Annotated in this window: 2 protein-coding genes; one reads left to right on the plus strand and one right to left on the minus strand. The window is 43.3% G+C overall.

Features of this window, described 5'->3' with window-relative positions; translation table 11 throughout:
• Positions 1-466 precede the first annotated feature (466 nt).
• Complete coding sequence (gene rtcR, locus ACPEH5_RS15930) at positions 467-2,047, plus strand: RNA repair transcriptional activator RtcR (RefSeq protein WP_281110897.1); 1,581 nt, start codon at positions 467-469, stop codon at positions 2,045-2,047.
• A gap of 36 nt (positions 2,048-2,083) precedes the next feature.
• On the opposite strand, the gene ACPEH5_RS15935 is transcribed toward rtcR, so the two are convergent.
• Positions 2,084-18,844, minus strand: a complete 16,761-nt coding sequence (locus tag ACPEH5_RS15935) for an Ig-like domain-containing protein (protein WP_423727059.1) — start codon at positions 18,842-18,844, stop codon at positions 2,084-2,086.
• Positions 18,845-19,086: the final 242 nt, after the last annotated feature.

Genomic DNA, 19,086 nt, shown 5'->3' on the forward strand with positions numbered 1-19,086 from the left:
TTATCCGGCACTGAAGAAAAAAGCGAAGTGGTGAGGGGAAAAGTAGAGTGCCAAAATTGGCTGTCTAAATTTCTGCTCATCACTCGGCAAAGCTCTCGAGTGGCGGTTTCAAGCTTAACTTCTGCTTAGTTTTATACAGTTGGATTTGTATTTTTTTCAGGAGTCGAACCTGATAGCTAGGCTATTACCAAGGTATCTTACTGACGGCGGCATACAGACCATGTAGTGACTGAGTCACCATGTCTGCACCGGTTGAACTCGAAGTTCAGACAATTTCCGGCAGTGGATGAAGATATAATTGCCAGAAGCGTGCCAACTTTTATTAAAGTAAGTTAAAAAATTTTATATTATTGAAAAATAACAAATAAATATATCTGGTTAAATTTTACTAACATTACCAAGAGAAATGAATTAGGCTATTTATTATCTTTTTATATCGCACTTTATAAATTTATATAAACTCATCATGAATAAGAAACGCAAAGTGGTCATTGGTGTATTGGGCACAGTACTCGATAGAAGAGGCAAAAAAGCCAATCGCTGGACAAAATGGCGGCCAACGGTTGGCCTTTGCCAACAGCCTAATTTGGATATTGGTCGTTTTGAATTACTGCATCAGGTGAATGACTATGGCATGGCGCACCGGGTGAAAGAGGACATTGAACAAGCTTCTCCCAATACGGAAGTGGTACTGCATGAGGTGGATATTGCTGACCCGTGGGATTTTGAAGAGGTTTATACCTCATTACTGGATTTTTCTTCGCATTATCAATTTGATACTGATAATGAAGAGTATCTGGTACATATCACTACGGGTACCCATGTGGTGCAAATTTGCTGGTTCTTATTAACCGAGGCTCATTACCTGCCTGCGAAGTTAATTCAAACCTCCCCAAGCCAAAAGGGGCGGGAGAAAGACCCTGCCGGTATTCATGCGGTGATAGACCTTGATCTTAGCCGTTACGCCCACATCACCAGCCGTTTCCAAACAGAGCAGCAACAGCAGGTTTCGTTTTTAAAATCGGGTATTGCCACCCGCAACGCGGCATTTAATACCATGATTGAGCAAATCGAACGCGTCGCACTACGCTCTAAAGCCCCGATTTTACTCAATGGGCCAACGGGGGCGGGGAAGTCTTTCTTAGCTCGGCGAATTTATCAACTGCGTGAAAGCCGCCATCAAGTTAAAGGGCGATTTGTGGAAGTAAACTGTGCAACGCTTCGTGGTGATAACGCTATGTCGACGCTGTTTGGTCATGTAAAAGGGGCGTTCACAGGGGCAATTAACCCAAGGCGTGGGTTACTGAAAGAAGCGGATGGCGGTATTTTATTTCTCGATGAAATTGCGGAACTTGGGCTAGATGAACAAGCAATGCTATTGAAAGCCATTGAGGAGAAAAGCTTTTTTCCTTATGGTTCAGATGAAGAAATTCACAGTGACTTTCAATTAATTGCAGGGACTCACCGTAATTTGGCGCAGCAAGTGGAAGAGGGCAAATTTCGTGAAGACTTATTTGCCCGTATCAATATGTGGACATTTGCCTTACCGGGCTTACGTGACCGCCGTGAAGACATCGAACCGAATATTGATTATGAATTAGCCAAATTTTGCCAAGACCAACAAAGCCAAATTCGTTTTGATAGCGAAGCTCGAAACGTTTATGTGAAGTTTGCCTGTTCCCCTCAAGCCCATTGGCGTGGAAATTTCCGTGAGTTGGGTGCCTCCATTAACCGAATGGCAACGTTTGCTGAACGCGGGCGTATTACCAAAGCGGTAGCCGAAGAGGAAATTGGCCGTTTGCAAGCTCAATGGCAGTCAAAATCAACCAATGCATTACCAAAGCAAATTGGTGAAATTGATTTATTCGACCAGCAACAGTTAGCAACCGTGCTGGAAGTTTGCCGGCGTTCATCTTCTTTGTCAGAAGCGGGGCGTGAGCTGTTTGCCATTTCACGGCAACATAAAAAACAGCCAAATGATGCAGATAGGCTGCGAAAATATTTGGCAAAGTTTGGGGTAGATTGGGATGGGGTGAGAAAGGGATAAAAAGAAAAACCCCCGCCGAGGCGGGGGGAGGGTGAGTTAAGGTTTAAAGGCGCAGACAGCGGTATTGTCCCAAAATCTTACACCGGAGTTGCTGTCAAAAGGTAGTAGGCCACCCTCTACAATAGATAGCAAAGTACGATCATGGGTAGAACTTTGGTCATGCTTAACTACGATATACGGAATTGCGAAGATGCTGGATTGATATCTTTGTAGGTTCCCCCATTCAGGGATGATTGAACCTGTTTGTCTTGCGAAGTTTGAAGCAAAATCAGTAACAGTGGAAAGAGTTCCTCCGTTGATTTTACAGTGCTCTTCAGGCGTACTCTCTTTAGATGAGCGGAGATCCAACCAAATGTGGGGGGTAATACTATATTTGACAACCCCATCATGGCCAACACCTGATTTTGCACGAGCTGTGATTTCTGCCGTCCAAGAAGAACTTGGTTTTTTGTTGAAAGTGACTACGCCATTGTTATTGACTGTGAGCCAATTTTTAGATACCTGCCAGTTATAATCCGATGGCCTTCCAACAGGTACCTTAATGGTAAAGGTTGCATCTTTGAATCCGAATTTAGGGAAACCACTGTTGAATTCAAAAGTATGTGGGTTAATATGAGTCTCCAGCTGTACTTTTCCATAAGCGGTAAAGGTGAATGTCGGTGGTCTGTTTGTTGCACCGATGGAGTCTTTATCTATTTCAACAATCGCTGTGCCTTGTTTGTCACTGGATATATCAATGATATAAGTCCCTTTGGAATTAGAGAGTTCCTTCATGTTATCATTATACAAAGCCGCACCTTTTACCTTAATTGTAGGGAATTGGTCGGTAATCAGGCTACCAGCAGCATCTTTTAGCACTAATTGGATAGTGGCTATAGAGTGACCACGTTTATCAATATCGCGGTTAACAACGGAGAACTCACTGCGACCAGTTCTAAATACCGGGACACCAACGGCTACCTCTACATCTTGGGTGTGTGAGAGTGAATTGACACTGACTTTAATTTTCTTTGTCACTAGGGTATTAAATACAATGTTTGCTGTGTAGCTACCATCCTTATTATCTGTCCAAGATGAAGGGGAGGTATTATTTTGCGTATCTGAAATAGTGACATCGGCCATTTGGACGCCAATAACGCCATTCCCATACATATCAGCTAAGGTTACTGTTATTGATGTATTTTCACCCATTTTAACCTTCTTGGGTACAGTTGACTTGACTGTTTTGACATGGCTAGGGCCACTTAATGGCTTAACTGCTACTGTATGGCTAGATGGTACATTATTAACTTCTGCTATTAACGAGTGGTTTCCTAGCTTATTTAATTGGACATCAGTCGTATAAACGCCATCTTGCGAGCTACTCCACGTTACGCTTGCTGTAGGCAAGGTCGCGAACGCATCAGTTAAGGAAATATCCTTTGTGTCGACCTTGGTGACCGGGTTGTCATATTTATCTTTTAGGATTAAGGATAGTGCTACATTAGTACCCGGCATGATTGATTTTGCTGATGTTGAAAGTGTCGCAGATTTCACATTCGCAGCACCTGTTAGGGAGTTCACCGTAATTTCGTTGGTTGGAGCGGATACCGTATTCACGGTGGCGGTTAACGTATGCTTACCGACTAATGTCAGTGGAACCTTGGCTTTATAAACGCCATCTGATGCCATGCCCCATGCAATACGGCTACTATCAATTTTTTGTTTATGGCTATCTATTAAAGCAATATCCGAGCCATTGACGCCAATCACAAAGTTATCGTGCTTATCTTTTAACACTAAGGTTAATTCAACGTCTTGCCCAGCCTTGAGTGACGTTGTTTTTACCGTTAAGTTAGCTTTTGCTACTTTATCTTGGCCACTTGGATGAGCGACTGTCAGGGTTTGAGCAAGGCTATAGTATTTATTCACCCTTGCCTGCAATGACCCAGTGCCGACGTTGTTAAATGGCAGCGATGCAGTATAGGTTCCATTCGTAGAAGATGACCAGTTTGGACTGAGTGTCGTATTACCATAAGTTATGGTGATGTCACCGTCCGGCACCTGACTAACGTTGTTACCATACATATCGATAAGTGATAGGGTTAATGTGACTGAATTGCCAACGGTTATTGTTGAATTGTCCAGAGCCAATGTTGCATTATTCACATGGCGAGTGCCACTGAATGATTCAACTTTCACGGTATCATTAGACAGCACATTCTTAACTGAGGTCGTTAATGTGTGGCTTCCTACCTTATTTAACTGGACGTTAGTCGTATAAACGCCATCTTGCGAGCTACTCCACGTTACGCTTGCTGTAGGCAAGGTCGCGAACGCATCAGTTAAGGAAATATCCTTTGTGTCGACCTTGGTGACCGGGTTGTCATATTTATCTTTTAGGGTTAAGGATAGTGCTACATTAGTACCCGGCATGATTGATTTTGCTGATGTTGAAAGTGTTGCAGATTTCACATTCGCAGCACCTGTTAGGGAGTTCACCGTAATTTCGTTGGTTGGAGCGGATACCGTATTCACGGTGGCTGTTAACGTATGCTTACCGACTAATGTCAGTGGAACTTTGGCTTTATAAACCCCCGCTGATTCCATGTTCCAAGCAATGCTACTGCTATCAATTTTTTGTTTGCTATGGTTATCGACTAAAGTAATATCCAAGCCATTGACGCCAGTCACCAAGTTTTGGTATTGGTCTTTCAGTGTTAAGGTTAACTCAACATTTTCACCTGCACTAACCATGCTGGTATTTGCTGATATGTCCGCTGTTTTTACCACATCCTTTCCGCTTGGATAGGTGGCTTCCACGGTCTGTATACGACTTGGTTGGTTGTTTACAACCGCTTTGAACTGGTAATTACCCATGGTTTCTAACCGTTGTTTGGTGGTATACACGCCATCTTGTATGTTAGCCCATGTCGTCTTGACGGCTTTTTGGTTGTTGGTGAATTGAATATCGTTAGTATCGACCTTGATAACCCCATTATCAACGCTATCGGTTAGGGTTAATGTTAAGGTGACTTCTTTACCTGCTTCAATGGTGCCTTCTTTGGTTTCAAGTCGGGTTTTATGGACATGACTTACCCCTTCGGCAGGTGAAATGGTTAGCTCAAGCTTATCGCTGAGCATTTTATTTGCCACCACTTGAATTGATTGCTTGTGTAGCTTGTTCATAATGACTTCTTGAGTATATAGCCCATCGCTGACTTCTATCCATGCGGTAGTTGGTTGTAGATTAGTCAGTAAATTCAATGCGTTTTTTGCACCAGTGAGTTTGTTATCGAACTTATCTCTTAGCGCAACAGTTAGAGTGACTTTATCACCTGAATTTATTGTGGTGCTTTGAGCGTTGTGAGTAATAAAAATCGTCTCTAATGAGCGCCTTAACCCATCTTTATCATAAGAAGTGATTGGGACCGCTATAGGGGGATTAACGACCCATTCGGCAGTTTTTGATAGCCCGTTAACTTCCACCATTATCTGATAACTGTTAGCTTTAGCGGCAGGAAGGTGAGCTGTATACCCGTTCAATATATTTTTTTCCGTAAATATAATGTTCTGTTTTTGCCCATTAATTTTCACGGTGATATCACTACTCAGGACATTGTTAACAGGGTTTCGATATTGGTCAGTTAAGTGAATTAAGAACGATGATGCTTCCCCTGCTTCACTTCTGGCTATCGGTGAAATGGCGATTGCCGTCACCGCATCTTTACCCGATGGTGAATTGACCATGACATTTGTTATATCTGTAAACTGGCCAATTTCAGCCTTTAGCTTATGTGTTTTAACCTTAGTGAGCTTGATGCTGGTGGAGTAGATACCTAAGCCATGGAGATCTTCATCCCAGACAGTGGGTATGGTGTTGTTACTTTCAGTCAGCGTGATCTTATGATTATCGAGTTTAATAACTGGATTGTCATTTATATCAGTTATTTTTAGCGATAACGTGACTTTACTGCCTGCGGTAATGGTGCTTAAGTTTGTTGTTAGTTTAACTTTATTTATATGACTTTGGTTGGTTGACGGCTGCGCATCAACCAATACATTATGACTTTCTATTAGATTAACGGTTGCTTTCAGCGAGTGGACCCCTACGGTAGAAACCGTTGTTGGTGCAGTATAGATACCATTTCCTTGTGGCGTCCAGATTAAACCCGTTAGGTTTTTCTTAATATGCGTATCATTAATGGTGATATCTTTAGCGGTGATCCCGCCAACACCATTATTCCATTGGTCTAATAATGTCAGAGTCAGTTCTGTTTTACTTCCCACTGTCAGTTGGTTAGTGCTGGCGTTAAGCTGAACGGTTTTTACCTGTGTTGGGCCGGTTAGTGCGTTGACGCTAACGGCAAGTGGTGTGCTTGCTTGGTTGTTAACTCGACTTACAAAAGTGTTTCTCCCTTGTTTATGTAACGGGAGTGTGGTGGTGTAAACCCCTGTGCCTAGTTCTTGCCAAGAGAGTGCAGAGATAAGCGTATTATTATGCTCTAATCGAATATCGCTAGCCTGTACCTTTTCAACACCGTTACCATGGCTATCTGTCAATGTTAATTGTAATTCGACGGAATCGCCGACCATAAACGTCTTGCCAGTCTCCTTTAACTCCACACTGTGAACGGCAGATTTACCTTCTGGGGCATTAACTTGAATGGTTTGTGATTGGGAAATGTTATTGACGGTTACTTGTAACGTATCTGTCCCTACTTTACTCAACAACAACTCCGTGGAATAGCTGCCATCTGCGTTATCCTGCCATTTTACAGAGCTGGCTTGTTTTGTCTTGGTCATAATGCCGCGACTAACACCGATTAGCTTATGATCAAAATGGTCAGTTAAGGTGACTGTGAGTTTTAGTTTATTACCGGCTTGCTGATGAGTTATCTGTATAGGGTCAAATTGTACGTTCTTCACCACGCCGCGTGAGTCTGTCGCCCCCGAGCCATCAGGTTTATCTGCGAGAATAACTTTTGGTTTTTCCACTGTGAGGCTTATAGTGTCGGATACTTTGTAAATGCTAATCCTAAAGGTGTATCCCCCTGCCTGTAGGGTTGGTAATGTAAAAATATAGTTACCATTAGCCAATTGAGAGACGTTGTGCGCATATGAGGAACCATTTATGATGCCAAATGACACTTGATTAATATTGGCGACTGGGTGACCGTTTTTGTCTGTTATGGAAAGCGCCAGTGTACCGCCTACGCCCGCTAACATAGGTACAGGCATGGACGACAGAATTTTAATCTGGGAAACCTTGCTATCCCCTTCAGCATGCCCGACAGCAATCTTAACCGGATCACTTTGCGAACTGTTAACCTTAGCGACTAAGTGGTCTTCACCCAATGCCGTTAACATTAAGTCCGCAGTGTAGGTCCCATCTTTGTTATCAACCCAAAGCACATTACTAGTTTGGTTGTGGGTTAATTCAATATTTTTAACGTCAATACCACTTAGAGGGTTATCAAACGCATCTTTCAAGGTCAGCGTTAGTTTTATCGTATCCATTGATTTGAGGTTGGCAGCGGTTTTTATGGCCAGTTCAGCGGTATTAACCACACCTATCTGACCCTGAACCCCAGAGCCATCGTGATGGGTTGCTTTGGTGACCGTTGCAGCGTTTACCACCCAGGTTTGTGTTGCTGTGTGTGTATTCGCACGAACTTCAACTGTATAGCTACCGGCTTTTTTAGGCGGTAAGGTGGCGGTGTAAGCCCCTTTTGAAGTTAAGGATTCAGTGAAAATGGCGTCTATCAGTGCACCATTGAGCGTGACCTTAAAGTCATCAGCAATTTGCGTGACACCATGTTGATTGATATCAAGGGCTTTCACCATTAGGGTTGGCGAGTGACCTGCTGCTGTTGGGGCAATAGGGCTAAGCTCCAGTGTGCTAATTTGCGCCACTTGGTTGGCATTTTGTACGTCAACAGTGACAGCTTGGCTTGCTATTGAGTTTACCGTGGCTTTCAGTGTATCAGCCCCCAGTTTATTTAACGGCAATGTTGCTGTGTAGTTGCCGTTATTGTGATCTACCCATGCCACACTGCCCGTTTGGTTATGTTGTAGCGCAATATGTTTACTGCTAACTCCTTTGAGTGGGTTGTGGAAGGTATCTTTTAAGCTGACGGTCAGTTGCACATTCGCGCCAGATGTTAACATTGTTTTTGGTGCACTTAGTACCACGCTGCTAACAACACCTTGCTTGTCTTTTATGCCACTGCCATCTGCCATTGCGGTAACGGTATCGGCTTGCGCTACGTTTAGCGTTTTTTGGTTGGATTTTAGCCCATTGGCAGAAATAACCACCTCATGAGCACCACTGAGTTGCCCCGCTAATGTTCCTGTGTAGCTGCCATCCGCTTGTTGATTGACGTTAATTTTTTTCGGTTTAAGCTGATCGATTGCGACCTCAACCTGTTGGATGCCGTCAACCGGGTTCCCTTGAACATCGGCTAAGGTAAACGTTAAGGTACTTTCTGCCCCTGCGCCTACAGAAGGGGTTATATGGGTGATAACAACCTTGTTGATGTGTTTATCTCCTTGTGTTTTTTTCACGTCAATCTTAACCGGATCACTTTGCGAACTGTTAACCTTAGCGACTAAGAGGTCTTCACCCAATGCCGTTAACATTAAGTCCGCAATGTAGGTCCCATCTTTGTTATCAACCCAAAGCCCATTACCGGTTTGGTTGTGGGTTAATTTGATGTTTTTAACATCAATACCACTTAGAGGGTTATCAAACGCATCTTTTAAGGTCAGCGTCAGTCTTACACTATCCCCTGATTTCAGGTTTTGAGTTGATACCGCTGTGAGCTCGGCGGTTTTGACCACGCCGCGTGCACCCTGCGTACCCGTTCCCGAGGTGTTGGTTGCCGTGATGACAGAAGCCACATTAACTTCCCACGTTTGCTGTGCGGTTTGTTTATAGGCAGTCACTTTAACCGTATATTTACCGACTTTTTGCGGTGGCAAGGTCACGGTGTAAGCCCCTTTTGAAGTTAAGGATTCAGTGAAAATGGCGTCTATCAGTGCACCATTGAGCGTGACCTTAAAGTCATCAGCAATTTGCGTGACACCATGTTGATTGATATCAAGGGCTTTCACCGTCAGTGTTGGCGAGTTACCTGCTGCTGTTGGGGCAATAGGGCTAAGCTCCAGTGTGCTAATTTGCGTCACTTGGTTGGTATTTTGTACGTCAACAGTGATAGCTTGGCTTGCTATTGAGTTTACTGTGGCTTTCAGTGTATCAGGCCCCAGTTTATTTAACGGCAATGTTGCTGTGTAGTTGCCGTTATTGTGATCTACCCATGCCACACTGCCCATTTGGCTATGTTGTAGCGCAATATGTTTACTGCTAACTCCTTTGAGTGGGTTGTGGAAGGTATCTTTTAAGCTGACGGTCAGTTGCACATTCGCGCCAGATGTTAACGTTGTGTTTGGTGCACTTAGTACCACGCTGCTAACAACACCTTGCTTGTCTTTTATGCCACTGCCATCTGTCGTTGCGGTAACGGTATCGGCTTGTGCCACGTTTAGCGTTTTTGGCTTGGATTTTAGCCCATTGGTAGAAATAACCACCTCATGAGCACCACTGAGTTGCCCCGCTAATGTTCCTGTGTAGCTGCCATCCGCTTGTTGATTGACGTTAATTTTTTTCGGTTTAAGCTGATCGATTGCGACCTCAACCTGCTGGATGCCATCAACTGGGTTCCCTTGAACATCGGCTAAGGTAAACGTTAAGGTACTTTCTGCCCCTGCGCCTACAGAAGGGGTTATATGGGTGATAACAACCTTGTTGATGTGTTTATCTCCTTGTGTTTTTTTCACGTCAATCTTAACCGGATCACTTTGCGTGCTGTTAACCTTAGCGACTAAGAGGTCTTCACCCAATGCTGTTAACATTAAGTCCGCAGTGTAGGTGCCATTTTTGCTATCAGTCCAAACTGGAGCCAGTCGTTGGTTATGGGTAAGCTTAATTGCTGAGGTATCAACCCCTACCAGTGTGTTATCAAACGCATCTTTTAACGTCAGCGTTAGTTTTATCGTATCCATTGATTTGAGGTTGGCGGTGGTTTTTATGGCCAGTTCAGCGGTATTAACCACACCTATCTGACCCTGAACCCCAGAACCATCGTGATGGGCTGCTTTGGTGACCGTTGCAGCGTTTACCACCCAGGTTTGTGTTACTGTGTGTGTATTCGCACGAACTTCAACTGTATAGCTACCGGCTTTTTTAGGCGGTAAGGTGGCGGTATAAGTCCCTAGTTGTTGGCTATCTTCAGTGAAAGTTAGGTGCTGTGACGCACTATCAAGTGAAACTTTAAGGTTATCAGCAATACCCGTGATGCCATGGTTATTGATATTAACGGCTTTCACTGTCAGTGTTGGCGAGTGACCTGTAGCTGTTGGGGTAATAGGGCTAAGCTCCAGTGTGCTAATTTGCGTCACTTGGTTGGTATTTTGTACGTGAACAGTGATAGCTTGGCTTGCTATTGAGTTTACTGTGGCTTTCAGTGTATCAGGCCCCAGTTTATTTAACGGCAATGTTGCTGTGTAGTTGCCGTTATTGTGATCTACCCATGCCACACTGCCCGTTTGGCTATGTTGTAGCGCAATATGTTTACTGCTAACTCCTTTGAGTGGATTGTGGAAGGTATCTTTTAAGCTGACGGTCAGTTGCACATTCGCGCCAGATGTTAACGCTGTTTTTGATGCACTTAGTACCACGCTGCTAACAACACCTTGCTTGTCTTTTATGCCACTGCCATCTGCCGTTGCGGTAACGGTATCGGCTTGTGCCACGTTTAGCGTTTTTGGCTTGGATGTTAGCCCATTGGTAGAAATAACCACCTCATGAGCACCACTGAGTTGCCCCGGTAATGTTCCTGTGTAACTGCCATCCGTTTGTTGAGTGACTGAAACAGAGATTGGTGGGTGCTTATCGATTTTCACCGTTACGTCATCGATGCCATTGACAGGGTTACCCTGATCATCGATTAATGCAACCACAAAGGCGCTGTTTGCTCCTGCTGCAACTTGGGTAACATCAGTAATGTTGATTTGTTGGATAGCCTTGTTGTCTGCTTGCGCGGAGACATAAATGGAAACGCTCTGGCTTTGTTCGTTATTCACGGCGATAAAGAGCTGGTCTTGACCTAATTTTGTCAGCTTTAATGCCGCGGTATAGGTGCCATTTTTTCTATCTGTCCAAACTGGAGTCAGTCGTTGGTTATGGGTAAGCTTAATTGCTGAGGTATCAACCCCTACCAGTGTGTTATCAAACGCATCTTTTAACGTCAGTGTCAGTGTTACATTATCCCCTGATTTAAAGCCTTGAGCCGGTGCGATTGTGAGCTCAGCGGTTTTTACCACGCCATGTTCACCCTCTGCGCCATGCTTATTGTTGGTGATGGCGTTTGGTGCGCTGACGTGTAAGGTTGATTCTGTTGAATGAATACCACCAACCGTAACCTTTATTTTATGATCGCCGGATTTTTGACCTGAAAGCGATGAGGTGTAGATCCCCGTGTTTTTGGTTTTTTCAGTGATATTAATTAACGTTTCTACACCATCAATAGAAAGGATTGCACTACCGTTCACTCCTGTGACAGGCAGGGAGTTTGCATCAGTTAATACAATCGTGATGGTGCTGTTTTTACCTGCTGCTGGGCTAGGTAGCTTGTTAATTTCGACCTTATGAATTTGAGTTGCACCCGTCGCATTATCGACGTTAATTTTCAGCGGTGAACTGTCTTTCTTATTTACGGTAACCATTAATTGATCTTCACCAATAGCGGTTAACGGTAAAATAATGGTATAGCTTCCATTGCGGTTGTCTGACCAACTGACAGTGCTTGCTTGCTTGTTCCGCAATTGAATAGCTGAGCTATCAACACCTTCAAGGGTGTTACCAAAGGCATCTTTTAGTATTACGGTTAATTGTAACGAATGCCCTGATTTGAGACCGTTGGGCGACGAAGAGGTTAATTTAACAGTTTTAACTACACCACGTTGATTTTCTGCGCCACTCCCATTTTTTGCTGTCGCTTTAATGGTCGTAGGCTGTTTTACTTGCCACGTTTTTGTTGATGTGTGACGGTTAGCACTCACCTCAATAGTATAATCTCCTGTTTTTTCTACAGGTAATGCGGCGGTGTAAATGCCTTTGTGGGTTGAGGATTCAGTAAAAGGTATTGATCGAGACTGTTTGTTGATCTTAACAGTGATATGGTTAGCAATTGCAGTAACCGGGTGCTTATTATTATCAGTAACTTTTACTGTAATAGTTTGAGTTTCACCTGCTTCACTTGCATAGATAGGCTCAAGTACAACATGGGTGATTTTTGTGCTTTCTATCGCATTATTCACCACAATATTGACGTTTTGGGCATGCCCATTGATGCTCACTTTTACTGTGTCGCTAGCGAGTTGGGTTAGCAATAAATCAGTGGTATAAGTGCCATCTTGGTTGTCTTTCCACGTCACGTTGGTTTTTTGGTTGTGCGTTAGCGTAATGCTGTTCAGGTCAATCCCTTTAAGGGGGTTGTTAAATGCATCTTTTGCGGTGACCGTTAGCTTTAGAGAGTCACCAGATTTGAGTGCGGTAATTGACGACGTATTGAGTGTTATATTGTTAACGACACCACGGTCACCAGTATGGCCTTTGGGATTGGCTGTAATAGTGGTTGCGCCATTGACAGTCCACTCTTTTGATTGTGTTTGGTTACCAGCTTTGATTTCGACAGTGTATTTCCCTGCCGTCATTGCTGGCAAGGTGCCAATGTAAGAGCCTTTATTTTGTGTAGATTCAGTCAAGGTGACAGCCACTTTTTGACCGTTTACCGCTACAGTGATGGCATTTGCAATATTTGTAATTGCATGACCTTGATTATCAATAGCTTTCACCGTAATAGTGGGTTGATTACCTGCTTCGCTATTGGAAATAGGCTCTAAACTTAATGCGGTGATATGGCTGACTTGCTCGCTATAGGCCACATCAATAGCCACTTCATTACTTTGGATGCCATTGGCCTCAACCTTTAATGACGCTTTTCCAAACTGAATTAACTGTAGGCTTGAACGGTAAGAACCATCTTGATTATCTTGCCATGGCGCATTTTTATTCTTGCTTTTAAGTAAGTTAATTAATTTTGTATCAACACCTGTTAAGGTATTACCAAACGCATCTTTCATGGTCGCGGTTAGGGTTAGGGTGTCGCCAACTTTTAGACCATTATGGGGTGATATTTGAAACTCAATGGTGTTGAGGGTGCCGCGTTCATTTAATTGGCCCTGCGGGGAGGCGGTAATAGTGTTTGCTGCTCCTACCACCCAGATCCTTGTCTCGGTTTTCGTGTTAACTTTGGCATTAATTATGTAAGTGCCAGGCATTTGCGCCGGCAAAACAGCCATGTAGGTGCCTTTGTTTGTTGTTGATTCTGCTAATTGTAAAGTGTTTGTCTTCCCTTCAATGGTGACTTGTATTTCATTTGCTATTTGGGTCACAGGATGCTGATTAGCATCAGTCACTTTTAGTGTAATAACTCTATTGTCACCTGTTGCACTAGAGGGGATAGCGTCAAAGATGATATTGCTCACTTTGGCACTATTTGTCGTATTAGCGACGTTAATTGGTGTGTGAGGTGTTTTATGACCACTAATTGAAGCGGTTAATTTATAGTCTCCTATTTGAGTTAATGGCAAGGTGGTTGAGTAAGTTCCGTTAGCGTTATCAATCCATTGTAGTGTTCCAGCATTATAGCCATCAAGAATAATATTACTGGTGTCGATCCCTGTTAATGTATTACCAAAGATATCGGTTAGCGTTACCATCACACGGAGTGCGTCGCCTGATTGCAGATTGGCTACACTACCGGTGGTCATGGTAATTTTATCGATAACACCTTTTGCCCCTTGCAGACCACTGCCAGTTGGGTTTATTGATTTAATGGGTTTTGATTTCTCAACTACCAGTGTTTTTACGCCTGACAGCTTATTATTCACTTCCGCGATAATACTATGCTTACCTTCGTGTTGCCCTGGAAGAATAACCTCATAGGTTTGAGGGGCGATTTCTTTGATGGGTAGTGTGTGTTTTTTGCCATCAATTTCAATAATTATTTCCTGTTCACCAACCACAGGGTTACCATTTTTATCGGTTAATTTAACAGTCAGTGTGCTATTAGAACCTGCATCTGCTTTTTCTATTTTGGTAATTTCAACTTTACTGACGTTATTTTTACCCGAAGCGTTGCTGACTTGAATGGCCGTCGCAGGGGTTTTTTGACCGTTAATTGAGGCGGTTAAATCTTTTGAGCCAATCTCTGTTAATGTGATGGTGGTGGTGTAAGAACCATCGCCTTCATCCTTCCAGACTGGTTTGCCGTTAAACCCGTCAAGGTTGATAGTATGGGTATTGATCTCGGTTAAACCGTTATGAAAGGCATCAGTGATAGTCACTGTGATCCCAAGCTGATCGCCAGATTGTAAGTTGCTGGTATCGCCCATTGTCATGGCAATGTTGTTGACAACACCTTTTTCCCCAAGTTTTCCGGTATTATTCGATTTTATTGGTGTTGGTTTCGCGACCACGATTGTATTTTCAGTTGAGACCTTACTATTCACATTCGCGCTAATGCTATGATTACCCGCTTGCAGTGCTGGTAGCGTGACTTCATAAATACCCGGTTTCCTTTCTCTCGCTGGCAGTTTATGGGCTTGACCATCAATATTGATAGTTATTTCTTTTTCACCGGCCACTAGGTTGCCATGTTTATCGGTTAACTCGATAGTCACAATACTATTTGAGCCTGCCGCTGGTTTTTCTGTTTTGGTGATTTTCACCTGGTCGACATGGGACGCCCCTGTGGCGTTATTAACCTGTACTTCTGTGAGTGGGCTGCGGGTACCATTGACTGAGGCGGTTAAATCATTGCTGCCAACCTCGGTTAAGGTCAAGGTAGTGGTATAAGAGCCATCGCCATTGTCTCCCCATTTTAAGGTATTCCCTTTGTGTTTACCGACATCGATATTATCGGTATTTAAACCAGCTAAACCGTTACCAAAGGCATCTGACACCGTTACGGTGACATCAAGAGGATTACCGGATTCAAAACGGTGAGTGTGATCAACCGTGATAGCCACTTTGTCAATAACACCTTTCTCGCCTAGTTGGCCCGTTCCGTTTGGGTTGTTCGGGGAAATTGATTTTGGCTGCTCAACCAGCAACTTTTCTTTAATTGATGTGGTGCCATTCAAACTAACATGAATATCATGTTTGCCTGCTTGTAGCGTTGGCAATGTGACCTCATAAATACCCGGTTTTCCTTCTTTTGCAGGTAAAGTGTAGGGTTTGCCATCAATTTTAATCACCATTTCCTGTTCACCAACCACAGGGTTACCATTTTTGTCGGTTAATTTGACAGTCAGTGTGCTTTGCGCGCCCGCTGCTGGGGGAGGGGGATTGGTAATGACGATTTTGCTAACTTTGTCTTTTCCTTTGGCATGGCTAACTTGGGTTTGTTTCTGTGGGCTGGTAGAGCCATTAATAGAAACAGTGAGGTCATTATTGCCAATTTCTGTTAATTCAATATTGGTAGAGTATGAGCCATCTTGGTTATCGACCCATTTCAACGTATCGCCTTTGTGTTTACCAATGTTGATATTATTAGTGTCTAGCCCTGACAAACCATTGTTAAAGGCATCTGTGATGGTTACGGTGATTTCGAGCTTATCGCCAGATTGTAGATGGCTGGTATCACCTGTGGTGATGGCGATATTATCGACGACGCCTTGCTCACCTTTTTGCCCTATACCACTCGGGTCTTTAGGCTTGATAGGTTGTGGCTTATCAACAATTAGCAATTCTTTGGGGGACTCTTTCCCGTTAACGACCACTGAAATATAATGGTTGCCTGCAATTTGCCCCTGAATAATAGCTTCATAAGTACCTGGGGAGGTTTCTGTTACTGGCAAAGTGTGTGGCTGACCATCAATATTAACGGTAATTTCTTTTTCGCCGACTATGGGGTTGTTGTGTTTATCACTTAACTGGAAAGTCACGGTACCATTTTCACCTGCTGCGGGTTTACTGATGTTGGTGACTTTCACGTTATCGACATTTTTAGTGCCTGTGGCGTTGCCCACTTCGACTTTAGTGGCTGGGCTCATTGTTCCATTAACAGAAACAGTTAAATCATTGGTACCGACTTCGGTTAATGGTAAAGAGGTGGTGTATGAACCATCACCGTTATCAATCCATTTCAATGTATCGCCTTGGTATTTGCCAATATTGATATTATTGCTGTTTAAATCTGTTAAGCCGTTACCAAAGGCATCTTTAATGGTGACGGTAACATCAAGCGTATCCCCAGATTGCAAAGAGTAGGGAGAACTAGGCGTTATAGTTATATTATCAACAACACCTTTTTCCCCTTTTTTTCCTGTCCCATCTGGCGTGAGAGGAGTAATTGGCTTCGGAGACTCAACGATTAGAACTTCTGGGGAAGATGTGTGTGTACCAATAGTCACCGTTACGTTTGGTGTACCGCTTTGTTGTCCCGGTAATGTGCCGATATAAACGCCACTACCTGCAAAAGTTTCACTTATTGTAATGGGGGTTGGTTGACCATCGATGTTGGCTATTACGCTACCATCAGCCCCAGAAATTGGGTTGTTATATTGGTCAGTTAAAGAAATCATGATGATACTATCTGTACCCGCGGCTGTTTTCTCAAGGTCTAAAATGGAGACATTGGCTAGCTGACCAAATACAAAATTCACTTTTACTTCAACGCGTTGTTCATTGAGTGTTGCGGACAGTTTAGTTGTTCCCGCTATTTTGCTGTCCACTTCAACATCAGTGTTACCCTGCTCATCGGTTGGGCTTAGCTGTGTGGCATTGGCATTTTCAGCATCAAGTTGCAGCATGGCACCCTGAATTGGGTGTGCATGGTTATCAGTGATATGGAATTGAATTTTATTTGTAGATTTTCCATCTGCAACCGCATTATCACTGAGGATATTAAAATGATTAATATGCGCTTGGCGGGTATCTGCAATAAAGGAAAAAGCCGCTTCAACCGGTACGCCGCCGTTTGCAGTCGCTTGAATTCGGTGCTTACCTGTGACGAGAGAGGTAAATTGAATCGATGCTTCTCCTTTCATATTGGTGATAACGCGATATTTGCTTTGGGTGGTTGATTTTGCCGCCTGCATTTTTTTAAATAGATTAGAAAAAGCCATTTGTGACGAGGTGGCTTTTGGCGTAGCCAGTTTGAGCTCAGCAGGCAAGGTGAAGGTCACGACGGAGTCCGGTGCGATATTTCCTAAAGCATCCCGGGCAATTATGGTTAATGTATTGATATCTTGGCCATTAGCTATCGCGTTACCTTGTTTGATGACCTCGTTTGGGTTAATTGATAATACGCCGTAGTCGGTAACTTCAACCCATGTCGTTCCTTGTGGAGAGTGATTTCCATTGTGGTCAGATGCGGTTATTGTGAATCGATAGCGGTTATTTTTCTTGCTTTCTTCTTTGGTCATTGCCACTTTGTAGGTGGGCAATTTAACTTTTGTTTTTGCACCATCAAGTAAGATCTCTCCGCCAGCAGCTAAAAACTCCGGGGCTTGGACTGTGATGTCTTTTAAAGGGTACTTGGTACTAAGGGAATTGATGATAGGGAGTATATCCCCTGTTTTTCCTTGGACCATGTCAGGAAGAGAAAGCGATATCAAGGTTTTCTTTTGATATTCCAATACGATATTATTATTACGGTTAACGAAATCATATCGGCTACCTAATAGACGGCGCGACTCAACGACTTTAGTCGGGTCAAGGTGTTCAGCTAAGCTTTTACCCAATGTCCAAGTGAATTCCATTTTGGCATTGGTTTCACTCAATCCTCCACTTATTTTCTGTTCTGCGCTTAAGGTTACCAGTGAGAAAGGGGTCCAACTCATACCAATTGTGGTTGCCAGTGGGTTTTTTTGGCGCTTATCTTTGCCAAATAAAGCAACATCATCCCCAAAATATTGCTCAAACTTCAGGTTTCCACCAAGGTGCGGATATGATGGTAAAAAGCCCTCAGCTTGCAAATCCCAACCGTTAGCTGGGCGAGCATTGTAGTCATTTTTTAATTCAGACGCCCCCCGCCATGACGAGGTACGCAGGTAAGTATTGGCACTCAATTTTAAGAAATCTTGTGCGTATTCAACCCCAAAACCGACACGAGAGTGATAACGAGATAAGTCATGGTCAAAAAAGGCATTCGTGCCTACCATACTATCCGGGGTAAAGTGACGGACGCCAACACCATTATTGGTTTGTAAGCGGCCATCAGTACGATGAACGTTATGTTGGGTAAACAGTAATAAATCAGGTTGGTCATACCAAGGGATTAACCAATCTAACTGGGTATTTTTAATTTTTAATTTTTTATCTACGTCAACACTAAATTTGGCGTTCCCCGTTTGGGATAACCAATGGTTGATTTCATTTGTTGCTGCGTTGGTAACTTTATTACGCGTGTAATCCTGTGCTAGCTCAGCGAGGTCTGCAGCTTTTTTCTTATCCGAAATAAAACGAGCGGCACTTTGGCTATACTCAGCAATAAGCTGTTCGGTTTTATTGTCATCAAGAGGGAGTGAATCACCACCTAGTGTTGGCAATTCATCAGGGCTTAACATTTTTGCGTAGCTTGGCATAACAGGCATAACAGCCGAAGACCAAATAGCAGTAAATATCACAAAACCATTTGAGAGTCTGTGTCTCAATGTTGGCTTTGCTGTTGATGTAGTGGGGCTCATTTAATTCATTCCTAGTTTTAATTTTAACTTTGTTATTGTGGAATGCTTATAAAGGTAAGAGCTTGTGAATTAGTTTGACTTAAACAGAAGCGGAATTTGCAAGGCGAAAAAATGGGGGATGAGTGGCTTTTATTGCTAATAAAAAGCGACCGTTTATAACGCGAGTAAATGCTATTTATGTTGCTTGAGAATTAATCTTACCTGAACAAAATCAGTTATCTAAAGGGTGAAATAATGGGTTG

The sequence above is a fragment of the Providencia sp. NPDC089933 genome (genome assembly GCF_049545585.1).
Classification (GTDB): domain Bacteria; phylum Pseudomonadota; class Gammaproteobacteria; order Enterobacterales; family Enterobacteriaceae; genus Providencia; species Providencia huashanensis.